Origin of the sequence: Streptomyces sp. NPDC004610 (assembly GCF_040609715.1) — a bacterium.
Taxonomy (GTDB): Bacteria; Actinomycetota; Actinomycetes; order Streptomycetales; family Streptomycetaceae; genus Streptomyces.
Genome location: NZ_JBEXLA010000002.1, coordinates 295600 through 318214, shown reverse-complemented (window position 1 = coordinate 318214; position 22615 = coordinate 295600). Strand labels below are relative to the sequence as shown.

General features: G+C 73.6%; 20 protein-coding genes. 12 read left to right on the top strand and 8 right to left on the bottom strand.

The annotated features are described in order from the left end of the window. Positions 1 to 13 precede the first annotated feature (13 nt). Positions 14 to 2935, top strand: a complete 2922-nt coding sequence (locus ABZX40_RS03445) for a hypothetical protein (protein WP_355731376.1) — start codon at positions 14 to 16, stop codon at positions 2933 to 2935. Between the two features lie 123 nt (positions 2936 to 3058). Next, positions 3059 to 4051: a class 1 isoprenoid biosynthesis enzyme gene (locus ABZX40_RS03440; protein ID WP_355731378.1), complete on the top strand. Its 993-nt coding sequence runs from the start codon at positions 3059 to 3061 to the stop codon at positions 4049 to 4051. A gap of 106 nt (positions 4052 to 4157) precedes the next feature. On the opposite strand, the gene ABZX40_RS03435 is transcribed toward ABZX40_RS03440, so the two are convergent. Together ABZX40_RS03435 and ABZX40_RS03430 are read right to left on the bottom strand one after the other, a co-directional pair. Further along, entirely contained in the window at positions 4158 to 5042 is an 885-nt protein-coding gene (locus tag ABZX40_RS03435) for a hypothetical protein (RefSeq protein ID WP_355731380.1), read from the bottom strand. A 104-nt stretch (positions 5043 to 5146) separates the two neighbouring features. Continuing rightward, positions 5147 to 6043: an amidohydrolase family protein gene (locus tag ABZX40_RS03430; RefSeq protein ID WP_355731382.1), complete on the bottom strand. Its 897-nt coding sequence runs from the start codon at positions 6041 to 6043 to the stop codon at positions 5147 to 5149. Positions 6044 to 6324: 281 nt separating this feature from the next. On the opposite strand from ABZX40_RS03430, the gene ABZX40_RS03425 reads away from it, so the two are divergent. The 4 genes from ABZX40_RS03425 (at position 6325) to ABZX40_RS03410 (ending at position 10394) form a co-directional block, all read left to right on the top strand. Beyond that, a complete protein-coding gene (locus tag ABZX40_RS03425) occupies positions 6325 to 6981 on the top strand; it encodes a hypothetical protein (RefSeq protein ID WP_355731384.1) in 657 nt (218 codons plus the stop codon). Between the two features lie 132 nt (positions 6982 to 7113). Continuing rightward, complete coding sequence (locus ABZX40_RS03420) at positions 7114 to 7710, top strand: toxin-antitoxin system, toxin component (protein ID WP_355731386.1); 597 nt, start codon at positions 7114 to 7116, stop codon at positions 7708 to 7710. A gap of 64 nt (positions 7711 to 7774) precedes the next feature. Then, positions 7775 to 8968 (top strand): MAB_1171c family putative transporter, encoded by a 1194-nt coding sequence (locus tag ABZX40_RS03415; RefSeq protein WP_355731388.1) that lies wholly within the window; start codon positions 7775 to 7777, stop codon positions 8966 to 8968. Continuing rightward, positions 8961 to 10394, top strand: coding sequence for an FAD-dependent monooxygenase (locus ABZX40_RS03410; RefSeq protein WP_355731390.1), 1434 nt, complete (start codon positions 8961 to 8963; stop codon positions 10392 to 10394). The genes ABZX40_RS03415 and ABZX40_RS03410 overlap by 8 nt, the downstream gene beginning before the upstream one ends. Here the strand turns inward: ABZX40_RS03410 and ABZX40_RS03405 are convergent, their stop codons facing one another. Together ABZX40_RS03405 and ABZX40_RS03400 are read right to left on the bottom strand one after the other, a co-directional pair. After that, positions 10395 to 10961, bottom strand: a complete 567-nt coding sequence (locus ABZX40_RS03405; protein ID WP_355731392.1) for a hypothetical protein — start codon at positions 10959 to 10961, stop codon at positions 10395 to 10397. Positions 10962 to 10978: 17 nt separating this feature from the next. Beyond that, on the bottom strand, positions 10979 to 11614 hold the full coding sequence (locus ABZX40_RS03400; RefSeq protein WP_355731394.1) for a ScbR family autoregulator-binding transcription factor: 636 nt from the start codon (positions 11612 to 11614) through the stop codon (positions 10979 to 10981). 116 nt (positions 11615 to 11730) lie between these two features. Between ABZX40_RS03400 and ABZX40_RS03395 the strand changes: the two genes are divergently transcribed. Both ABZX40_RS03395 and ABZX40_RS03390 read left to right on the top strand, forming a co-directional pair. Then, positions 11731 to 12780 (top strand): ScbA/BarX family gamma-butyrolactone biosynthesis protein, encoded by a 1050-nt coding sequence (locus ABZX40_RS03395; protein WP_356162419.1) that lies wholly within the window; start codon positions 11731 to 11733, stop codon positions 12778 to 12780. A 244-nt stretch (positions 12781 to 13024) separates the two neighbouring features. Then, positions 13025 to 13786, top strand: a complete 762-nt coding sequence (locus tag ABZX40_RS03390; RefSeq protein ID WP_355731398.1) for an HAD family phosphatase — start codon at positions 13025 to 13027, stop codon at positions 13784 to 13786. Here ABZX40_RS03390 and ABZX40_RS03385 read toward each other — a convergent pair. Continuing rightward, complete coding sequence (locus tag ABZX40_RS03385; protein ID WP_355731400.1) at positions 13748 to 15616, bottom strand: NAD(P)/FAD-dependent oxidoreductase; 1869 nt, start codon at positions 15614 to 15616, stop codon at positions 13748 to 13750. The two genes, ABZX40_RS03390 and ABZX40_RS03385, sit on opposite strands and share 39 nt — an antisense overlap. Before the next feature lie 552 nt (positions 15617 to 16168). Here ABZX40_RS03385 and ABZX40_RS03380 point away from each other — a divergent pair. Next, on the top strand, positions 16169 to 16921 hold the full coding sequence (locus tag ABZX40_RS03380; protein WP_355731402.1) for a hypothetical protein: 753 nt from the start codon (positions 16169 to 16171) through the stop codon (positions 16919 to 16921). A 111-nt stretch (positions 16922 to 17032) separates the two neighbouring features. Then, complete coding sequence (locus tag ABZX40_RS03375; RefSeq protein ID WP_355731404.1) at positions 17033 to 17395, top strand: hypothetical protein; 363 nt, start codon at positions 17033 to 17035, stop codon at positions 17393 to 17395. Between the two features lie 95 nt (positions 17396 to 17490). On the opposite strand, the gene ABZX40_RS03370 is transcribed toward ABZX40_RS03375, so the two are convergent. Continuing rightward, positions 17491 to 17949, bottom strand: coding sequence for a helix-turn-helix domain-containing protein (locus ABZX40_RS03370; RefSeq protein ID WP_355731405.1), 459 nt, complete (start codon positions 17947 to 17949; stop codon positions 17491 to 17493). 210 nt (positions 17950 to 18159) lie between these two features. Between ABZX40_RS03370 and ABZX40_RS03365 the strand changes: the two genes are divergently transcribed. Beyond that, positions 18160 to 19341: an MFS transporter gene (locus ABZX40_RS03365; protein WP_355731514.1), complete on the top strand. Its 1182-nt coding sequence runs from the start codon at positions 18160 to 18162 to the stop codon at positions 19339 to 19341. Positions 19342 to 19362: 21 nt separating this feature from the next. On the opposite strand, the gene ABZX40_RS03360 is transcribed toward ABZX40_RS03365, so the two are convergent. Both ABZX40_RS03360 and ABZX40_RS03355 read right to left on the bottom strand, forming a co-directional pair. Then, complete coding sequence (locus tag ABZX40_RS03360; protein ID WP_355731407.1) at positions 19363 to 20145, bottom strand: DUF899 family protein; 783 nt, start codon at positions 20143 to 20145, stop codon at positions 19363 to 19365. Positions 20146 to 20323: 178 nt separating this feature from the next. After that, the gene (locus ABZX40_RS03355; protein ID WP_355731409.1) at positions 20324 to 20920 is read right to left on the bottom strand and encodes a hypothetical protein; all 597 of its coding nucleotides are present in this window, start codon (positions 20918 to 20920) and stop codon (positions 20324 to 20326) included. Positions 20921 to 21273: 353 nt separating this feature from the next. Here ABZX40_RS03355 and ABZX40_RS03350 point away from each other — a divergent pair, with 353 nt between their 5' ends. After that, positions 21274 to 22611, top strand: a complete 1338-nt coding sequence (locus ABZX40_RS03350; protein ID WP_355731411.1) for a diacylglycerol kinase family protein — start codon at positions 21274 to 21276, stop codon at positions 22609 to 22611. Positions 22612 to 22615 lie beyond the last annotated feature (4 nt).

Sequence of the window (22615 nt, the reverse complement as noted above, 5' to 3'; positions counted from 1 at the left end):
AGGACTGCCGACCATGCCGACCCCACCCCAGACCACCGACGAGCTGTACCAGGCGCTCCAGGACAACGACCGGCGCCCCTACGGCCGTACCCGCACCGTCACCGCCGAGGAACTCGCCGAGGCCGCCGAGCAGTTCGCCGAGCCCGCCGTGCTAGTGGACGCGCTCCTCGAACTCCAGGAGGCGTACACCTACGGCTCCGAACCCCGGAAGTCACCCGTCGTCTTCGCCCGGCTGCTCACCCTCTACGACGAGCAGCCGGACGTCTTCGACGAGCGCACCCGGCATCTGCTGTTCTGGCGGTTCAAATGGGTCGCCCACGCCCTGCGCCAGCTGCCCGAGATACCGCTGACCACCCTGCGCCAGTGGCTCACCGAGATGCGCGACCGCTACCGGAAGGCGGACCTGGGGCTCCAGCCCTACTACGGCCAGGCGTACCAGCTCGCCGCCCACGCGGGCGAGGACACCGCCCTCGCCTATGAACTGTGGGCCGGGCGCACCCGCACCGGGCTCAGTGACTGCGAGGCGTGCGAGACCTGCGAACGCGCCCTGTACCGGCTGGTCGCGGGCGACGACGAGGGCGCGCTGCGCGCCTGGGAGCCCGTGCTCGCGGGGCAGGAGTCCTGCCAGGAGGAGCCCGCCCGCTCCATCTCCCACGCCCTGCTGCCGCTGCTGCGCGCCGGGCACGCCGACCGCGCCCGCGAACTCCACCTGGCCGGCTACCGGGGCTGCCGCCGCAACCCCTCCACGGCCGCCGAGGTGGGCCGCCACCTGGAGTTCTGCGCCCTGACCGGCAACGAGGCCCGGGGTCTGGAACTGCTCGCCGAGAACCGCAATCTGTTCGCCGAGGTCGACTCCCCGCTGGAGCAGCTCGCCTTCCTCACCGGAGTGGAGGTCCTCCTCCGGCGGGTCGAGGCCCTCGGCCACGGTGAGCTGCCCGCCGCCGGGCACACGGGCCGCACCTGGACGGTCGCCGGACTGCGCGCCGACGTCCAGGGCCGCGCCGACGACCTCGCCGCCCGCTTCGACACCCGCAACGGCACCACGGTCCACGCCGACCGCCGCCGTGCCCGCCTGGAACGGGCCCCGCTGCTGGACGCCCTGGAACTGACCCTGCGCCCCCGCACCCTGGACGACATCACCCCGGCCCCCGCCGAGGCCCCCCGGGGAGCCCCCGAGGTACCGGAGTCACTCCCGGACCTCATCGCGCGGGCCCGGAAGCTGGAGGCGGAGGCCCACCCGGACGCCGCCGGCTGCTGGCAGCGGCTGCGCACCCTGGCCACGGCCCGCGACTACACCCACCCCGCCGACCCGGCCGCGGGCCCCCTGGTGCTGCTCCGCGCCGATCTGCTGGCCGACGAGGCGGGCCACGCCATGGACCGGCACGACTACCCCGAGGCCGCCGAACTGCACGAGGAGGCCGCCGCCCTGTACGAGGACGCGGGGGAGCCGGGGCAGGCGGCACTGGCCCGCGTCTGCGCCCTGTTCGCCGCCGCCGCGTCCGACGCCGAGGGCCCCGAGGAGCCGGCGACGAGGGCGGACCGGCTGACCGGCGCCCACACCGCCATGGTCCGGCTGCACGAGAGCGCGACCGGCCTCGCCCCCTACCAGGAGGCGCGGATCCTGCGGCTGCGGGCGACCCTGCTGGGCCTGCGCCTCCAGTCGACCGGCGGCGAGGGCCCGGTCGAGCCGCTCCTCGCCGAGGTCGAGCGGCTGCACACCTTCGCCGTCCGGCACGGCATCACCAGCCAGATCTCCGGCGCCGAACTGCAACGGGCCACCGTCCACGCCCTCACCGGCGATCTGCCGGCCGCGATCACCGGAATCGACGCCCTGCTGGACCGGCTCCGCGCGGACGGCCCCGCCTGGCATCTGCCCCGCACCCTCGGGCTGCGCGCCCGGTTCCAGCTCGGCCTGGGCGACGCGGAGGCCGCCCACGCCGGGCTGACCGAGGCGCTGCGGCTGGCCGCCGCCTGGCCCGCCGACAGCGTCGACACCGCCCGCCTGCACGGCGACGCCGCCGAGGCCGCGATGCGCCTGGGCCGCCCCGAGGAGGCCCTGCGCCACCTCACCCGCTCCGCCGAACTGGATCTGCGCCGGGGCAGCCGTACCGACGCGTTCTGCACCTACAGCAACGCGGCCCAGCTCAGTCTGGACCTCGGACGGGTCGAGGACTGCATCGCGCTGCTCGACTCCCTCCTCACCGAACCCGACGCCGCCTCCGGCGCGCTCGACGACCGGCTCCTCGCCCAGCTCCGGCTGACCCGCGCCCGCGCGCTGCACGCGGGGCAGGATCTGAAGGCCGCCACGGCGGAGTGCGTCGCCCTCGCCGCCGAGTCCGCGACCTGGGACGACGACCCGGGCAGCCATGCCATGATCGCCGCGGAGACGGCCGTCCTCCTCGCCGAGTCCGGTGACTTCGACCGCGCCCGGGACGCGGTGCGGCAGGCGCTGGCCGCGCACGCCAAGTCCCCCCGCTACGAGCAGCTCAGCAGCACCCTGCGCGAACTGGCCCGGCTCCAGGCCCAGCACCAGGGCGCCGACGCCCTCCCCGATGCCCTCGCCCTGCTCGCCGACGCCGCCCGGGTGGCCGACGAGGCCCGCGAGGCCGCCCACGAACCCCAGGGCCGCCCCCTGGACGCCGCCCTCGCCTATGAGCACGGCCGGGTCAACGCCTACGCCGGTGCCTACGAGGACTCCCTCACGGCCCTGGAGAAGGCGCTCGCCCTGCTGGGCGAACCGGGCCCCGGGGACGACCCGGGGGAGTGGGCGGAGTGCGTCCGCATGGCGGCGGCGGTGGAAGGCATCTACCTGGAACGCCCCGCCCCCGCCCTGACCCGCGTCGACCGCGCCCTGACCCACCTCACCACCCAGGGCCACACCGAGGAGACCGAAGCCCTGAGGTCGCTGGCGGCGCGGCTGCGCGACGAGGAGTGACTCCGGTGCGGTCGCGGTGCGCGGGGCACCGCGGCTGCCGGGAGGTGCCGTTGACACCTGCTGAGCCGCGTAGCACGATCCGGCACGACAGGTCCTGGGGACCGGCAGGGAGGGCACTACCGTATGGCGACCTCGTACCGGGAACTGCACCGGCGCATGGCACCCGACATCGCGGCGGAGCGAGCGGCGGCACTGGATCTGCTGGGCCCCCGGACGCCCGAGCTGCGCTCCGTGGTCGCCCGACTGCTGGACGACCGGACGTTCAAGTCCCCCCTGTCGGTACTGCCGTTGCTGGTGCACGGCGCCGAGACGGGCGTCCCCGACCCGGCCCTTCCGCTGGCGGCGGTCCACGATCTGTGGTGGACGTCGGCCTGCTGGATGGACGATCTGGCCGACACCGGCGGCGCCTACACCGTGGGCGGTCTGGACCCGAGTGACGCGCTGCTCGCGGCGGTGATCACCGGCACCCCGCTGCCGCTGCTGGTCGTCCAGTCGGCCCGTGTCCCGGAGCCACTGCGCGGGGTGCTGTCGCGGGAGATAGTGACCTGCTGGGTGCGGGCGACGGAAGGTCAGCTCAGGGATCTGCACGGGGTGTCGTCCCGGGTGACCCGGGAAGCGGTCGCCGAGGCGTACGCGGCCAAGTCCGGGGCCCCCTTCAGCATGGTCACCGCGATGGCCGCGCAACTGGCCGGGGCGCCCGGGGACCGGGTGGAACGGTGGCGGGAGTTCGGGGTGGTCCTCGGCATCCTCTGGCAGATCCTCAACGACCAGGACGACATCCTCTCGGGCCGCAACGAGGACCTGGACAACGGGACGGTCACCTATCTCCTGGCCTGCGCGTACGACGCGGCGGACCCGGAATCGGCCCGGCGCCTCCCCCAGGTGCACGGGGCGGCGCGGGACTCCCCGGCCGCCCGTGAGGAACTGGCCGGACTGCTCCTGAGCCCCGCCGCGCTTCAGCTCTACGAGCAGTCGGTCGCCGGCTTCCGGGACCGGGCACTCACCCTCCTCGACGAGACCGGCGGCGACCCGCCGTACCGGTCCGCGCTGGGCGACCTGCTACGGGAGTCGGCCCGGGTACTGCTGCGCCCCGGCCTCCGGCTCACCCCGGCGTAGAGGGGCCGCCGGACGACGGCCCGCCCCGACGGCGGAGCCGACGGTCTCCCAGGTGCTCTTCCCGCACACCGGGTCCCGGGTCCGGCAAGTCGGCCGCCGCCCCCGTCTACCGCCCGCCCCGCCCCCCTTCCAACCACCCGACATCCCGATCCGCCCGCCCCGCCGCCCTGCGCCCCTCACTCAGCGCCCGCTCCGCCGCCCTGACCGACGCGCCCGCCTCCGCCGCCTCCGCGTGGGCGGCGGTCCGGGTCCGGCGGGCCGTCGCCATCTCGCGCTCCAGCCGACGCACGTCCTCCGCCGCGCCCTCGGCCCGCTCCACGGCCGCCGTCCGCCGCGCCCGCGCCGCGGTGAGCTCCTCCTCGCGGCGCCGCACCAGCGCCCTGGCGTCCCGTGCCTCGGCGCGGGCCCGCTCCAGTTCCCGGCGCTGTGCGGCGGTGCGCGCGGGCGCCTCGGTCCGGGCGGCGGCGGGGCGCCCGGCCTCGGACGCCGCCCGCGCGGGCATCTCCTGCGGCGCCACCGCCGAGAAGTCGACCGTGCCGTCCGGCAGCTTGGTGAGACGGCCCCGCGACCAGAGTGCGGCGGTGTCGGGCCGGGCCAGGACCGCCTGGAGGATCCCCTCGATCTCGTACCGCACCGTGCCGCTGACCGGCTGGCCGTCCTCCCGGGCCAGGTCGGCGGCGGTGCGGGCCAGCGCCCCGACCAGCTGGTTGCGGCGGCGGCCGGCCTCGCGCAGTTGCTCCCGGTCCAGGGTGCGGTGGGCCTCCCGCAGGGTCTCGGCCAGCGCGAGGAACTGCCGGGTCTCCTCGGGGCGGCGGCGGGCCAGCTGATTCGCCGCCCAGGCCGCGAGGGACGGCCGCCGCAGGGCGGCGACGGCCTTCGCCGCCGAGCTGTCCCGCTCCGTCCGGGCCTGGGCGACGTACGCGTCCCGGGCCGCGATGAACTCCGACGGCTTCAGCCCGTACAGCTCCTGGGCGACCTCCTCGACATCCACGGCCTCAGTGTGAACCGCGCGGGGCCGGTGCCGGGGGCGCAGCTCCGGTGGGCGCCGGGACGGTCACCCGACCGGGAGCATCCGGGGCCAGGGCCGGGCCCCGCTCACAGTCCGAACAGCTTGGCCCCGTTGTCGTGGCAGACCGCCCGCAGCCAGGCGTCCCCGAGCCCGAGGTCCGCCAGGGCGTCCAGCTGGTGGACGTACGGATAGGGGATGTTGGGGAAGTCGGTGCCGAGGAGGATCCGGTCGCCGAGGTCGGCGAGGCGGGGCAGTGCGCGGCGCGGGAAGGGCGCGAGCCGGTCGGCGAAGGCGGTGAACACCATGGTGGTGTCGAGCCGCACCTCCCGGTACCGCTCGGCGAGGCCGAGGAAGTCCTCGTACTCCGGCATGCCCATGTGGGCGAGGACCAGCCGCAGGCGGGGATGCCGGGCGAGGACGCGGGCCACGGGGGCGGGCCCCGTGAACGCGCCGGGCGCGGGGCCCGAGCCGCAGTGGATCACGATGGGGACACCGGCCTCGGCCAGCAGGCCCCAGACGGCGTCGAGGGCGTCGTCGGCCGGGTCGTACGCCCCCACCTGGACATGCGCCTTGAACACCCGCGCCCCGCCCTCGACGGCCTCCCGGACATAGGCGGTGACGCCCGGTTCGGGGAACAGGGTGGCCGTGGCGAGACAGTCCGGGGTGCGGCGGGCGAAGTCGGCGGACCAGGCGTTCAGCCAGGCGGCCATCCCGGGCTTGTGCGGATAGAGCATCGAGGTGAAGGCACGGACCCCGAAGTCCCGCAGTACCGCGAGGCGTTCGTCCTCGTCGGCCCGGTAGGTGATGGGCCAGGCGGGGGTGCCGTCGCCGGGGTCGAGGGAGTCGAAGTAGTGCCAGACCTTGCGCAGGACGCGCTCGGGCATGAAATGGGTGTGGACGTCGACCAGGCCCGGCACCCCCAGCCGCTCCCAGAACCGCCGCACCTCATCCGTCTGGCCCGCCCACTCATGTGTCTGGGTCATACGCCCCCTCGAACCGGATCGTCGTCGCCGCCGCGCCCGGTCAGCCTAGGTTCCCGGTGACAGGTCACCAGCGACCGGTGGCCGGTGGGTCGGCGGCCACCGGCTGCTCACTCCGCCCGCGTCCTCGCCCATCGCACCGGCCGGATGACCAGTAATGATCCATACCCGGTCGTCAACGCTCGAAGACGGCCGGAAACGATCGTTGATCGTCGGTCGGCGGGCGGACTAGGGTGCCATGCACAGACCAATCCGCATCGACGCCGATCACGGGGAGACCTCGGGTGGACTCTGGCCCCGCCCTGCGCAGGACCCTGGAGCGTCTTGAGGCGCTGATCGAGGAGCGGGGTGTCCGGCGGCCGGACCTGCTCGACCCGGAGGACCTCGCGGCGCGCACGGCCCTTCCCGTGACCACCGTCCGCACCCTGCTCAAGGGCGGGCGGCCGTCGCCCGACACGGTGAACGACCGGGTGCGCGACCGGATCCGGATCCTCTCCGCGGCCCGGCTGGCCCGCACCGGCCAGCGGATGTCGGACCTCGCGGGCGAGGTCTCACGGCAGCTGTCGGTCTCCGCCTACTGGGCACGGCAGGTGTGCTCCGGCCAGAAGGTGCCCAGCATCGAACTCCTCCACGGCCTGGTCGGCTTCTTCCGGGTCGAGGGCGGCGAGGCCTTCTTCACCGCGCCCGCCGCCGACGCCCTCCACCGCGTCCTGCGCCCCCTGCTCGCCACACTGGAACCACGGCCCGAGGGCCCGCGCGCCGCCCCCGATCCCCTGGCCGCCGCCACGCACGGGTACGGCGAGATCCGCGGCATCGCCCTGCGGAAGGCCGGGAACCTGCCGCCGGAGCGCTGGAACGTCCTCAACGCCACCCTCACCGCGCTCCTGGAACTCAGCGCGTACGAGCACCGGCACCCGGACCCACCCACCGACCGGCCCTGACCCGGCGACGAGCACACGCCCACCGACCAGCACATGCCCAGCGACGAGCACACGCCCAGCGACTCCAAGAAGTCGTCCACGCACGAGTGACCGAAGGAACGGGAACGAGCGGTGACTGCGGAACCATGGTCCATGCGACGGCTCAGCACACGACTGGTGGCCGCCCTCGGGCCCTGCGAGCGTGAGGAGGATCTGCTGCCCGCCGTCGGCGCGGCCATCGAGAAGGTACGCGGACGGCCGGTGAAGTTACGGGCCGTGGCGTTCCCGCCCGAGACCGCCAGCGGGGTGTGGATCGATCACTCCGGCTTCGACATCCTCGCCTTCGAGCAGCACACCGACCCGGGGCATCAACTGGTCATCCTGGGCCATGAGACCTGGCACATGTTCCAAGGCCACTGCTCCTCGCTCACCGCGCACGGCACGGTCGCCGCCCGCGCCCAGGACACCCCCCGCGCCGACGCCCTCACCACCCTCCTGGCCCGGCTCACGGCCACCGACACCGACACCGAGCCCGGTTCCGGCTCCGGCGAGCCCGCGCCGCCCCGGATGCACATCGCCATGCGCACCGGCTCCGGCGCCGATCAGCACGAGGAGGACGCCGAGTTCTTCGGGGTCCGCTTCGCGACCAGCGTGCAGGCGGCGGTAGCGGCCTCCCGCGCTGTCGCGGACACGGCGCAACTGGCGGGACGCATCGAGGTCTCCATGGCGCACCGCAGGCGACGCACATGACGGCGCACCGGCCCGCCACCCGGACCGCCCGGCACGCGGCGGACCGCACAAGGAGCCGCACCCGGTGAAGAGCGGACCCGACAACACCCTGTTCTACCTCTGCGGCGCCCTGCTGCTCGCGATCTGCCTGGCCAAGTTCCCCGCACTGTTCCGCAGACCGCAGGACATGCTGCTGCGGGCCGCCTGTCTGCTGCTCTTCACCGGCGCGATGATCTTCTTCTTCGCCGCGCCGGACTCCATCGCCGCACTGAACCGGTTCACCGGAGTGCCCAACTTCGCGGCCCCGGTGGCGTATTCGTCGATGATCGCGTTCTCCGGCGCGAGTCTGCTGCTCATCATCAACTGGCGTCCCGCCCCGCCCGAGCGGACCCGCCGGGCCTCCCGGATCTGTGTCGCCGTCTACAGCACCGTGATCGTCGCGATCGTCGTGCTGTTCTGGGCGGGCGAGACCCCGGTGGAACAGATCACCCTGTTCGACGCCTACTACGCCACCACCCCGTACATCCGGGAGATGATCGTCACCTATCTGGTGGCGCACTGCGCGGCCACGCTCGCGACCAGCGTCCTGTGCTGGCGCTGGTCCGCGCAGGTCGGCGGCTTCCTCCGTGCCGGACTGCTGTTCCTCGTGCCCACCTACATCCTCCATGTCTGCTACGACGTCACCAAACTCGTCGCCGTCGTCGCGCTCTGGCTGGGCCATGACTGGAGCTTCCTCATCGACAAGGTCGCCCCCCAGTTCGCCGCCCCCTCCGCCCTGTTCGGTGTCATCGGCTTCGCCCTGCCGCTGGCCGGGCCGCGCGTCGCCGAGAACCTCGCGTCCCTGCGCAAGCTGCGTGAACTGGACCCGCTGTGGCGGGAGTTGCGCCGGATCCCGACGCCGGGGGCGCTGCGGGTCTCGCTGCCCTGGTGGTCCCCGCCGGCCGTCCGGCTGACCTGGCGGCAGACCAGCATCTACGATGCGCTGCTGGCGCTGTCCCCCTACCTCGACGAGGCCGTGCGCGCCCAGGCGTACCGGGCCGCCGTCGACCTGGGGGACGACGAGGACCGGGCCGCCGTCACCGCCGACGTGGCCATGATCGTCGCCGCCGGTGCCGGGCGGCAGCGGGGTCTTCCCGAGCGGGCCAGGCCCGCCGCGGCGCAGGCCCCTTGGCGCCCGCACGATCTGATCCCGCTGTCCCGGGCGCTCACCTCCCCCGTCGTCGCCCCGTTCCGCACCCACCCCGGTGCTTCCGCAGAAAGCAGTACGACACATGACTGATCGGTCACCCAGCTCGCCCAGCCGGGCCGTCATCATCGGCGGCAGCCTGGCCGGCCTGCTCGCCGCGTCCGCCGTGAAGGACCATGTCGCCGAGGTCGAGATCGTGGACGCCCATGACATCCCCGCCGGGCCGGAGCCCCGCGCCGGTGTGCCCCAGGCGGCCCATCTGCACATCCTGGTGTCCGGTGGGGCCAGGGCGATCGAGGAACTGCTGCCGGGCGCGGTGGGCCAGTTGCTGGCCTCCGGCGCCCACCGGGTGCCGATGACCACCAACATGGTGATGTACGCGCCGGAGGGCTGGTACCGCCGCTGGCAGCGGGACACCCACTTCCTGATCTCCGGCAGCCGGGACCTGACCGACTTCGTGATCCGCCAGCACGTCCTGAAACACCCCCAGGTGACCCTCCGCCCGCACACCCGGGCCACCGCCCTGCTCGGCGACGCGGGCCGGGTCACCGGCGTACGGCTGCGCGGCCCCGACGGCGTGGAGCGGGACACCCCCGCCGACCTGGTGGTCGACGCCTCCGGCCGGTCCACCCGCACCCCGCGCTGGCTGACCGCGCTCGGCGTCACCGGTCTGACCGAGGACCAGATCGACGTGGGCTACGCCTACGCCAGCCGCCTCTACCGGGCGCCCGTCCCCACCGACAACTGGCCGGTCGTCAATGTGCAGGCCGCCCCGGCGCAGACCGGTCACGGCCGGGCCGGGGGCATCCTGCCGATCGAGGAGGGCCGCTGGCATGTCAGCCTGATGGGCACCACCGGCAGCCAGCCCACCCGCGACCCCGATGACTTCGAGGCGTTCGCCCGCACCCTGCGCCACCCCGTCGTCGCCGATCTCCTCGCCCACGCCGAACCCCTCACGGACGTCACCGTCACCCACAGCACCATCAGCCGCCGCTACTACTACGAGCGCCTGAGCCGGTGGCCCGAGGGACTGGTGGCGCTCGGGGACGCCGTCGCCGCGCTCAACCCCGTCTACGGCCACGGCATGTCCGTCGCCGCCCTGGGCGCCCTCGCGCTGCGCGACCAGCTCGCCGCCGACGGACTCGGCACCGGGCTCGCCCGGCGGGCCCAGCGGGCCGTGGCCCGCCCGGTGGACCTCGCCTGGAGCCTCGCCGCCGGGCAGGACGTCCACCACCCCACGGCCCGGGGCAGAACGGCCGGCCCGGCCGACCGTCTGCTGCACCGCTTCACCGGCCGGCTCTCCCGGACCGCCACGGGCTCGCATCTCGTGGCGACCGCCATGACCGAGGTGATGACCCTCCAGGCCCCGGGCACGGCCCTGCTCCGCCCCGCCGTCCTGACCGCCGCCCTGCTGGGCCCCCTGCGCCCCCAGCTCACCAGCCCGGCCTTCACCCGGGAAGAACGCCGGCTGATGCGGGAGGCGGGCATCGTCCTGTCCGCCCACCCGGCACCGGAGTGATCAGCCCCCCGGGCCCCGCTCCTCCCCGCCGTCCACCGCCCGCGCCCTCGCCCAGTGCCGCTCGAACTCCTCGCGGCCGATCTCCTGACCCGCCGCCACCGGGTCGTACAGATCCACCACCGGCGGGTTGAAGGCCCAGTCGTCGGGGGTGCCGCGGACCGCGCTGCCGTCCTCGGCCAGCTCGATCTGACGGGTCCGGCGGCCGTCGGAGTCCAGCTCCATGAGGTGGTCCACCCGCTCGTCGTCGTCCTCGTCCCAGGGCCGCCGCAGATGGACCACGTCCCGGCCGGCGAGCGCGCCGAACCCCGGGCGTCCCCGCTGGCCGTCCCGCTCGGCCCGCAGACCGTCCAGCCCCGGCGGCATCACCGGGGCGTCGATGTCGACCTCGTCCAGGTCGCCGTCCTGGAAACGGGCCACGACCGCCGGGTCCGTGATCACCTCGACCCAGGCGAAGGTCTCCAGGATCTCCCGCGCGGAGCGGGCCCGTATCCACCACCACAGACCGCCCATCCCGTAGTCGTGCAGGACGAGGTGGGGGACCTTGGGGGAGGGGTGCGTAGCGGTCATCGGGCGAGCCTAGCGAGTCAGTCAGGCCCGGTGGCGGCGAGTTCGTCACGGACCCGGGCCAGCAGTCCCACGGGGTCCGGCCGGGCCTGGAGGGCGCGCAGCAGGAGCAGCCACAGATCGTGCAGGCGCTGCTCGATACGGGCCCGGTCGTCCAGGGCGTCGGAGACGGTATGCAGTCCGAAGAAGGCGCTGACGACGCTGTGCGCGGCGCCGACCGGGTCGGTGCCCGGGGCGAGTTCGCCATCGGCTCCGGCCTCCTTGAGGAGCTCGGTGACCACCGCGATCCAGTTCAGGAAGGGCGTGGGCAGCGGGGCGGCGATGGCCTTGCGCTCCATCCACAGCCGGGAACCGGCCCGGACGACGACGTCGTCCCGGAAGGCGCGCGCGACGGTGAAGCTCAGCGCCACCAGCTTCTCCAACGCCGGACGTTCGGTGGTGCGGTGGCGCTCGATCATGCGGGGCCAGAACGCGAAGTGTTCCTCGACGACGGCGACCGCCAACTGTTCCTTGTTGGTGTAGTGGAAGTAGATGGCGCCACTGGTACGCCCGGAAAGAGCGCTGATGTCACTGATACTCGTTCCGGCATAACCGCGTTCGTCGAACAATTTCGCCGCAGCTTCCAGGAGTGTCTGCCGTGTCGATTTCCCCTGCATGTGTCACAACCTTTGCGGAGGTTTCACTTTGCTCTTCCGTCAGGCAATGTAGCGCCTGTGCCCGAGTGGGAGTCGGTCGGTGTGCGGGCCGTCTCGAACTGAGGTCTGCTGTGAGAATGAACCATCGAATGCGCGGAACCCGGGCCCCCGGAGAGCCGCCGTCGCGGCAGCCGCGACCAGCGCCGCGGCGCCGGCAGCAGCCGTTGAGCTGGTCGCGCACGGTGCCCCGGGAAATGGTCCATCGAACCTCGGTCGCTGAGGTTCTCCTCACGGATGTCCGGCGCATTGACGAGAACCGCTTCCTGGCCGCCGCGTGCTGGCCCCGATCGCATCCGACCTTTCCGCTGGACGGCCCTTCCACGCACCATCCGCTCATGGTTGCGGAAACGCTCCGGCAGCTCGGCATCTATATTCCGCTGCGCTACTTCGGCGTAGCCCCGGACGCCCGATTTCTCATCACCGATCTCTTCTTCACCATCGATCCCGCGCTGGCGCCGCGGGCGGTGCGCGGTGCCAGTCAGGTCAGTTGCCGGGTGTGGGCCGACGGGCTGCGGACCGAGCGCGACGGCACGGCCACCGGATTGCGGCTGCGGGTGGAATTCCTGGCGGGCCCAGTGGTGTTCGCGCGGGCGGGCGGCGGCGCCCGCTTTCTCTCCGCCCCCCGGTACGCCGCCCTGCGCGGGCCACTGGTCGCCGCCCGGCAGCCGCCGCCCACGGCCGGGCTCCTGCGGCCCGCCCCGGCCCGGCTCGGCGTGGCCCACCCGAGAGATGTCGTCGTAGGGCTCCTCGCCGCGCCGGACAGTGCCCTGCACGACACGCCCGGTCCCCTCGGGTCCATGACGCCGGGTCATGGACCGCGTCCCGTCCGGCAGGTGGTGACCGACGCGGCCGACCCCTGGCACCCGTTCTTCTACGACCACGCCACCGACCACGTCCCCGGCATGGTCCTGCTGGAGGCCGCCCGGCAGGCCGCCGCGCTGGCCAGCGACGGGGAGTTGGTCCGGCTCACCGGCGCCCGGCTCAAGGCGCTGCGCTTCACCGAGTTCGCCCCCCTCGCCCGGGTCGTCGCCGTGCCGCACCATCACACCTGCGTCTTCCGCATCGAACAGAACGGCGAGCGCCGTGCCGTCGGCGTGTTGCGCTTCGGCTCGCCCGACCGAGTGTAACCACCGGTGATTTCTTGACTGCACAGCGTGTCGATTCCTAGCGTAACGATCGTTATGTTCCTCGGTGGGGGGCGCTCGCCCGCACCCCACCGGCCCTCTTCACGGCCTGGCGTCCTGTCCGGCGCCCGTGCCGCACGGCCGCGTACGCGGGCGAACCGACGGCGCCCCTCGCCCCCGGGGCGAAGGCCCGCCGGGATCCCGGCCCGCAGTGTCCGCGGCCCACATCCGAACGGAAAGCACCCAGATGACGCTTCATCGCATCCTTTCCTGGACCCCGACCGCCATCGTCTTCGACTGCGACGGCACGCTGCTGGACACCCAACACCACTGGGCCGAAGCCCGTGAGCGTGTCCTGCGCGAGAGGGGACTCACCCCTCCGGCGGGCTTCGCCGAGCGCGCCAAGGGCCTGCACCACATCGAGTGCGGACGGCTCATGGCCGAGGTGACCAGGCGGCCCGACCTGGGCCGGGATCTCGCCGACGGACTGCTGCGCCACTTCCGCGCAACTGTCGGCGAACAACCGCTCACCATGCCCGGCGCCCGCGAGATGGTGGCCGCCGCGGCGAGCTTCGCCCCCCTCGCCGTCGCGAGCAACTGCCCCCGCGAGGTGGTGGAGTCATGCCTCGACGACACCGGACTGCTGGGCTACTTCCGCGCGGTGGTGGTCCCCGAGGACACCGTACGGGCCAAGCCGCACCCGGACACCCATCTCACCGCCGCCCGGATCTGCCGCGCCGCCCCGAGCGAGACGCTGGCCGTCGAGGGCACCCAGTGCGGGATCCTCGCGGCGGCCAGGGCCGGACTGCGCGTCCTCGGCGTCGGACCGTGGCCCGGCGCCGAGAACACGGCCCTGACCGACCTCTGGGTGGACACCCTCAAGGACCCCCGGCTGATCACCTGGGCCGCCGAGCGTGTCCAGGCCCACATCGCCTGGCCCCGGCCCGTACCGGCGCCCGCCCCGGTCCCGTCACCGGCGGTGGAGGGCCTGCGCGGCACCCTCCTGTGACCCGGCGCCGCCCGTCGGCCGCACCGGCTCGGCCCTGGCCCGGAGGATCTCGCCGATCGACTCCGCCCGCCAGCGCCTGAGCAGTGCGTGGAAGGCGGGCGCGCTGTGGGGATAGCCGTGGCCGTTGGGGCGGCCACGGCCCTCTCCGTTGTAGTAGCCGGGGGTGCACTCGGCGTGGAACCACTCATGGTCGGGGGACTCCCCGGCCAGCGTCGCCAGCCAGGCGTCCTCCGCCTCGCGGGACGGCTCCACGAGCGCGCCCCCGGCCTCCGCGGCCCCGATCAGCGCGGCGGCGTGCACCGCCTGCTCGTCCAGGATGTGGGTGAAGTTGACGCTGGCCGCGTTGTGCAGATAGCCCATCTGGACGAGGTTGGGGAAGCCGTTGCTGGTGAAGCCGTGCAGGGTGCGCGGCCCGCGCCGCCACGCCTCCCGCAGCGGCACCCCACCGCGGCCCCGCACGGGAAGCCGCCCGGACAGCAGCCCGGAGGTGTCGACCGAGAACCCGGTGGCGAAGATCAGACAGTCCAGGTCGTAGGCGGTACCGGCGACGACGGCCCCGTGCCCGGTGATCCGCTCGATGCCCTGGGTCGGCGCGGTGTCCACCAGGGTGACATTGTCCCGGTTGAACGCCGGGTAGTAGAGGTCGGAGAACGCCGGGCGCTTGCACCCGTACCGGTACCAGGGCTTGAGCCGCTCCGCCGTCTCCGGGTCGGTGACCGACGCCTCGACCCGGGCCCGCAACTCCGTCATCTTGGCCGCGTCGGCGGCCTCGTAGGCCCGCTCGAACGCCTCCGGGTCACCCGCGTCCGGCCCGTCGCGGCGGAAGCTGGGCAGCAGCTTCTCCAGCAGGGCGGCGCTGCGCGTCCAGCCGTCCGCGACGAGATCGGTGCCCCCGGTGTCCTCGCCCGACACCACCCGCAGGAAGTTCTCCCGCCGCTCACGCGCCCAGCCCGCCCGGTCGGCGTCGACATCCCGCGCGCCGGTGGGGCGGTTGCCGCGCACATCCACGCCGGAGGGCGTGCGCTGGAACACATACAGCCGCGCCGCGTACTCCGCCAGCAGCGGGATGGCCTGCACGGCGGTGGCGCCGGTGCCGACGATCCCCACCCGCTTGCCCGCGAGACCGGTCAGCCCGCCGTCCGGGGTGCCCCCGGTGTAGGCGTAGTCCCAGCGCGAGGTGTGGAACATGTGCCCCCGGAAGTCCTCGACACCGGGTATGCCGGGCAGCTTGGGATCGGACAGCGTGCCGGTCGCGGTGACGATGTACGTGGCCCGGAACACGTCCCCGCGATCGGTGGTCACCGTCCACCGCTCGGCGTCGTCGTCCCAGGCCAGCGAGGTCACCGTCGTGGCGAACAGCGCGTCCTCGTACAGCCCGAACTGCCCGGCGATCCGCATCGCGTGACGCCGGATCTCCTCACCCGGGGCGTACTTCCAGCGCGGTACATAACCCGTCTCGTCCAGCATCGGCAGATAGACATGTGCCTCGACATCGCAGTGCACCCCCGGGTAGCGGTTCCAGTACCAGGTGCCGCCGAAGTCACCGCCCTGGTCCAGGATCCGGATCCGCCCCACACCCTGCTGCCGCAGCCGCGCCCCGGCGAGGATCCCGCCGAACCCGCCGCCCACCACGGCCACATCGACCAAGTCCCGCAGGGGCTCCCGCTCCGGGACGGGCCCGCTGTAGGGATCGGCGGCGAAGGAGCCGAACTCGGCCTCGGCCCGCCGGTACTGACGATCCCCGTCCGGCCGCACCCGCCGCTCACGTTCCCGTCGGTAGCGCTCCCGGAGCGCGGCGATCTCATCGGCGGTGGGGAGGGGAGAGGTCATAGGTGTCCCGGGGTAGTGGGTCGGGGTGAACTGGACTACTGGCGTGGGTCGTTCACCCGCACAGTACCCCGCAACCGGACAAGTGCATCCGGTTGCGGCGACCGGATCGGCCGGATCGACCGGAAAGCGACGGAGGATGGCGACGGTCGGACGACGGGTGACCGGCCTGGCCGGTTCGGGCGCGTTCGCGGTCAGGCGTGAACTGGTACGCGGCTTCAACGGCCGGTGTCCGGGCGGCGAGCGGACCCTGTGCGAGATGCCTACCGTCCGTCAGGCCGCGCCTGGTGCTCGACGGCGGGCGACTCGTCCGTGCGCGCCATGTGCAGCGCCGGACCTGGCCTCCGCGACCAGATCGCCCCGCCCACGTTGGTCTGCATGTGACGGCGCCGGGTGACCGACCCGGGTGGGTGGGTAGCCTGTGCGGGATGCGTTGATTCTCCGGGCGGCGGCCCCGAACCGCCGCGGACGGCAAAGGCACCCCGGGAAGCGAAGGCGGGGCGGCCCCGGCAGACATACCCGTCGTCACCCCCCGCAGAGTCGGAGATCCACGCCATGACCGCTCAGCAGCCCCTCACCTACCCCGCGTTCCTCGCCCTCGCCACCGCCGATCCGGCCGTCGTCGGTCTCGTCCTCAAGGGCTCCCGGGCCCACCAGGGCATGACCACCCGGCACTCCGACCACGATCTGTACGTGGTCCTCGCCGACGGCACGCCCAGCGCACTCACCCGCCTCACGGGCCACCGAACCCCGGAACTCGACCTGATCGTCATCTCCCTCGCCGAGTTCCGCACGGTCGGCCTGCCCGGCTTCGAGCGCTACGCCCTCGCCCGCGCCCAGGTCGTGCTGGACCGCCTCGAAGGCGGTATCGCCGAGATCCTCGCCCAGAAGGCCCGGCTGGGCGGCGAGGAGGCGTTCCGGACGGCCGCCGCCCAGCTCGACGCCTACGCCAACTCCCTCTACCGCTCGCTCAAGAACCACCGCGACGGCGGGGCCCTCGCCGCCCGCCTGGACGCCACCGACAGCCTGGGGTTCCTCCTGGACCTCCTCTTCGCCCTCGACCACCGCCCCCGTCCCTACAACAAGTACCTGGAGTGGGAACTCACCCGACACCCCCTCCCCGGCTGGCCCACCGCCCGCCTGCTCCACGACCTGGACCGCATCTCCACCACCGCCGATCCCGCCCGCCAGCGCCACCTGTTCGCCCGGGTCGAGACGGCGGCGCGAGCGGCCGGGCACGGGGCGGTACTGGACGCCTGGGGCGCGGACCTCGACCTGATGCGACCGAGGCACTCCCGCCCTCGGTGACCCCTGCGCGGGCTGCCATGAGATCGTGGGCCCAGCCCAGCCCAGCCCAGCCACGACCGTCCCTGGTCTCTCCGCCCCGCCAACCCCCGCTCCGGAAGGACCGCGACCGCAGTGAACCCCGAACTCGTCGTGCAGCGCCTCTTCGAGGAACTGGAGGCGGAACACTTCGACTTCACGATCACCCTCGCCGACCGGGAGGACGAGCGGCGCTGGCTGCAACTGCGCGGCAACATGATCAACCTCGCCCACCCGTACACCGATCCACCCGAGGCGATCCTGCCGTCCGGTCTGTTCGGGACGGTGTCGTGGGATGTGGTGAGCTGGGAGCCGGGGAGCTACGCCACCATCGACTGGGGCACGGACAGCACCGGCCGGGACGAGCGACTCGCCCTCACCGAACTCCTCACCCGGCTCCTGGAGCACCACCTCGCACTGCCGGCGGACTCGGAGCGCTGGGTGGTCGAGGAGGGGTGAGCTGGGTGTGAGGACGGGGGTGTCCTCGGTGCGTCAGGAGCTGATGCTGCCTGGGAATCCCGGCATCCCGCATCCCGGAGGCACCGGAGACGCCGTCACCCCGCCTCGCTTCCCACCTTCCTGACCACCGTCTCCTCAGGTGACAGCCGCCGCCCGTCCGCCGACCTCACGTCCAGACCCCGCAGCGGCTGTCCCGCCCGGCGGTCGACCAGCTCCGAGTGCGGTTCCCCGGGGGCGAAGAAATGCCCCTCGCCCCACTGCCGCAGTGCCACGATGACCGGGAACAGGGCTTCGCCCTTCGGGGTCAGCACATACTCGTGATAGGCGCTGCCGTCCGAGGCCGGTACGCAGGTGAGGACCCCGCCGGCGACCAGCGCCCGCAGCCGGGCGGAGAGGATGTTCTTCGCCACGCCCAGACTGCGCTGGAACTCCCCGAACCGCCGACTTCCGTCGAAGGCGTCCCGCACGATCAGCAGGGACCACCAGTCGCCGATCGCGTCCACCGACCGGGCGACGGGGCACTCACTGTCGTCGAAGCGTGTCCGGGTGACCATCGGGCCCCTCGCTCTCCTGCTCACGGTATTGCTGGTTGCAACATGCTACCAGTCAGGCTAGCGTGCCCTCTCGTCCTAGTGGTAGCAAGATGAAACCGAGATGGGGAGAGGGTGGGTGGGGGAATGGGAATGCCCATGTCCGAGGGTCGTGACGCCCTGAGACCGGTCGCTGCGGGGGAGGGCGGTGGCGGGCCGAACCCGGTGCAGGCCATGTCCCGCGGCCTCGTCCTGCTGTTCGCCGTCGCCTGCGGGGCGGCCGTGGCCAATGTGTACTTCGCCCAGCCGCTCCTGGTGACCATGGGGCACGACCTCGCGATGAGCCCCGCGCTCGTCGGCGCGGTCGTCACCCTCACCCAGATCGGCTACGGCCTGGGTCTCCTCCTCCTCGTCCCGCTGGGCGACATCACCGACCGCCGCCGATTGGTAGTGACTCAACTAGTGTTGCTGGTAGGGGCGTTGGGCCTGGTCGCCGTCGCGCGGTCGGCGGCGATGCTGCTGGTGGGCATGGCCGCGATGGGCCTGCTCGCGGTCGTCACCCAGACCCTCGTCGCCTTCGCCGCGTCCCTGGCCCCGCCCGCCGGGCGCGGACGCGTCGTCGGCCTGGTCACCGGCGGTGTGGTCATCGGCATCCTGCTCGCCCGCACGGTGTCCGGCCTCCTGGCCGACCTCGCGGGCTGGCGCTCCGTCTACCTCGCCTCGGCGGCCCTCACCGCACTCCTCGCGCTGGTCCTGCACCGCGTACTGCCCCACCCCGGTGCCGCTGCCACCCTCGGCGGTGTGCCACGTCCATCCAGGCCGCGCTACGGTCACCTCCTGCGCTCCACCTTCACCCTCTTCGCCGAGGAACGCGTCCTGCGGCTCCGCGCCCTGTACGCCCTGCTGGTCTTCGCCTCCTTCAGCACCCTGTGGAGCAGTGTCGCGCTGCCGCTCAGCGAGGCCCCGTACACCCTGTCCCACAGCGCGATCGGGGCGTTCGGGCTGATCGGTGTCGTGGGCGCGCTGGCCGCGAGCGTGGCGGGACGCCTGGGCGACCGGGGGTTCGCGCACCGCACCACCGGCACCGCCCTGGCGCTGCTCGCCCTCTCCTGGCTGCCGCTGGCCCTCACCCGCAGTTCGCTGTGGGCGCTGGCCGCCGGAGTGATCCTGCTCGACCTCGCCGTCCAGGCCGTCCATGTCACCAACCAGACCGTCATCTACGAACTGCGCCCCGACGCGGGCAGCCGGGTGATCGGCGGCTACATGGTCTGCTACTCGATCGGCAGCGCGCTCGGCGCCCTCGGTGGTACGGCCCTCTACTCGGCGGCCGGGTGGGGAGCCGTCTGCGCGCTGGGCGCCGGGTTCAGCTGCCTGGGGCTGGCCGTCTGGGCGTGGACCGGACGGCGGGGGGCGTGACGGGCGGGGCGGCCGGGGTGCTCAGCTGTGGCTCCCGGTCCGGCCCAGTGTCTCCACGGGCGTGGCGCCGGGCCGCGTCCACTGGGGCACCGGGCGGCTGGTCGGACCCCAGGTCTGGTGGCCGTCCGCGTCCGAGCGCCAGTACCAGCACGCCTCGTGGCCCTCGGGCCAGCCCTCCGGAGTGTCCTGCCAGGCCTCGCCGCGTCCGTAGGGCGTCATGTCGAGCATGCTCAGCGCCACATTGAGCGGCTCGTTGCCGCGCCCGGTCGTGGAGTAGGTGAGGAACACGCGGTCGCCGTCCCGGAGGAAGGAGGTGAGGTAGCCCATGGGGGCGCCGACCGGACCCTCCACATCCCGGACCGAGTACCAGGGCTCGGTGTACCCCATGAACGCGACGAAGGGGGCCACCTCCTCCCAGCGGCCGGTGGTCAGCACGGCGAAGGAGACACCGCGCGCGTGGAGGTACGCCGCCTTCCCGAGGTGCCAGACCGCCGTGGTGCAGCCCTCGCACTGGCCCTGGTGCGGGGCGCCGTCGTGCCACATGTGCTTGTAGACCAGCAGTTCGTCACGGCCCTGGAACAGGTCCAGGAACGGGACCGGGCCGTCGGGTCCGACGACCTCGACCGTCCCGTCGAACTCCACCATCGGCAGCCGGCGCCGGGCCGCCGCGATGGCGTCGCCCTCGTGGGTGTGGGCCTTCTCGCGGACCAGCAACTCGTCCCGGGCGGTCTGCCAGGTGGCCAGGTCCACGATGGGCGGGCGACCGGGCAGTGCGGTGGGCGGGCCGTCCGGGGTGGTCGTCATGGTGTCCTCCGTGTGTGAGATGAGGTGTCGCGCCGCCGCGCGTATGCCTGTCTCCCGCTGCCGCGCGTGCAGCGATCCGCAGCGGTCGGTAGCGGTCCGCAGACATCCGCAGCGGTCGGTAGCGATCCGCAGTCATCCGCAGGCATCCGGAAGGAGAGACTCCCGAGGCCCTGGGAACTCATCGCGCACGGGCCTTTGCCCCTCCCCGTCCGGCCACCGCCCACACCGCGAGCGCCGCCACCACCGCCGCCGCCAGCCCGTACACCGGCAGCCACTGTGTCGTCGTGGCCGCCAGACAGTCGTTCACGGCGTGCTGGCGCTGGTCGCTCTGCGCGTACGACAGCGCGGTACCGGCCCGGTCCGCCAGGTCGCCCAGATCGGCCCGGGTCTGGAGCGCGGCGTGGTCGCCCAGCTGGGCGCAGTCGGCGCGGGTGCCGGGCATGGGGAAGAACCACGCCCAGCGCTGCATCGCGGGCGCCACCGCCAGCGCCACGCACAACCCGACGACCAGGGCGTAGACGGTCAGACCTCGGATGTACGCACCGCCCCCGCCCGGCGTCGGCACCGGTGGCCGGGTGAAGGCGAGGATCACCGCGAGCAGGGTGAGGCCGATATAGGTGGAGAACCATTGCCAGGACCCGGAGGACAGGGCGAAGGCCAGCACCCCGGCGAGCGCGGTACCGAGGACCCCGGCACGTCCACCGGCTCCCGGGTCGGTGCCGCCGGACGGCGTGCGGGACCGGGCGCCGCCCGGGTGGCCGCTGTCGTCGTCCATGCCCGGCTCCGCTCCCTCCCGCTCGGCCTCCGGCCGAGTACGGGTATCAGTCTTGGAGACGGTCCGTCGTCGGCTGGGAAACCATGCCGGTCCCGGGCGCACCGTCGCCCGGTTGGCGGGCGCGGGCAGGTGCGGGAGGCCGCCGGAGACGGAGGAGAATGGTCGCGTCGGGGGAGGGGACGAAGAAGCGCAGGGGATGCAGCGTCGCCGGGGACGAAGGGTCGCCGGGGATGAGGGAAGCAACCTTTCCCGGGCGCCCCGGGTCACCTTCACCGGCACACCGAAGGAGCGGTCATCCACCAGACAGGGCGGGCGGGTTGTCGGTACGGGCGGGTTCGGAGGCGGGCGGCGGTATGAGGCGGGAAGAACGGCGCGGCGGACTCACGGCGGCGCGCTGGCTGGCGCGGCTCGCGGTGCTGGCGGCGGCCGGAGTACTGGCGGTGCTGGTGGTGGCGCTGGGCTCGGGCGGACTGGTGATCGTGGTGTCCGGGCTGGTGGGACTGGCGGTCTGCGGGGTCGGGGTGTGGTGGTTCCTGGCGTACCGGGGCGTGATCCGCTTCGCGGGCGCCGCCGTCGCGGTCGCGGCGCCCCTGGCCGTCCTCTCCCTCTTCACCGCCGACGGACTCTGGCTGCTGGCGCTGCTGCTGGCGCTGTGCTGGGCGGTGACCCTGGCCTGCGCCAGGGCGGCGCTGCGCCGGGCCCGGCCGCCGCAGCGGTCCCGGCGGGCCCGCCGGGTGCCCGCCGTCTTCCGGCCCCGCCACCCGGTGCTCATCATGAACCCCAGGTCCGGCGGCGGAAAGGTGGGCCGCTTCGGACTGGTCGAACGGGCCGAGGCACTCGGCGCGCGGGTGATCCTCCTCGACCCGTCCGCCCCGGCCGATGTCGCCGCGCTGGCCCGGGAGGCCGTCGCCCAGGGCGCGGACCTGCTCGGGGTGGCGGGCGGCGACGGCACCCAGGCCCTCGTCGCCGCCGTCGCCGCCGAGCACGATGTGCCGTTCCTCGTCGTCTCCGCCGGGACCCGCAACCACTTCGCCCTCGACCTCGGACTCGACCGTGCCGACCCGGCGCGCTGCCTCGACGCCCTGACCGACGGCGAGGAACTCCGCGTGGACCTCGGGGTGGTGGCGGGCCGCGCCTTCGTCAACACGGTGTCGTTCGGGGTGTACGCCGATGTCGTCCAGCGCCCCGAGTACCGCGACGCCAAGGCGGGCACGGCCCTCGGCCTCCTGCCCGACCTGCTGATCGGCGACAGCGTCCGACGGCTCGACGGACACGCCGACGGCACCCTGCTCACCTCCCAGCAGGCACTGCTGGTCAGCAACAACCCCTACGCCTCGTCCGACGCCCTCGGCGCCACCGGCCGCCGCCCCCGCCTGGACTCCGGCACCCTCGGCGTCCTCGGCATCCGGGTGGAGAGCGCCGCCCAGGCCGCCGCCCTCGCCGTACGGGGCTCCCAGTCCGCGGGGCTGACCGTGCTCACCGCCCGGCGGGTGGAGGTGACCTCGGAACTGCCCGAGATCCCCGTCGCCGTCGACGGCGAGGCCCTGCGGATGCCCACCCCGGTCGTCTGCACCCTGCGCCCCCGTGCCCTCAGGGTCCTGCTGCCGCGCCACCGCACCCCGGCCACCCTCCCCGCCCCGCGCGTCGACTGGCGGGGCGTCCTCAGACTGGCCTTCGCCCGGACGCCGTGACCCC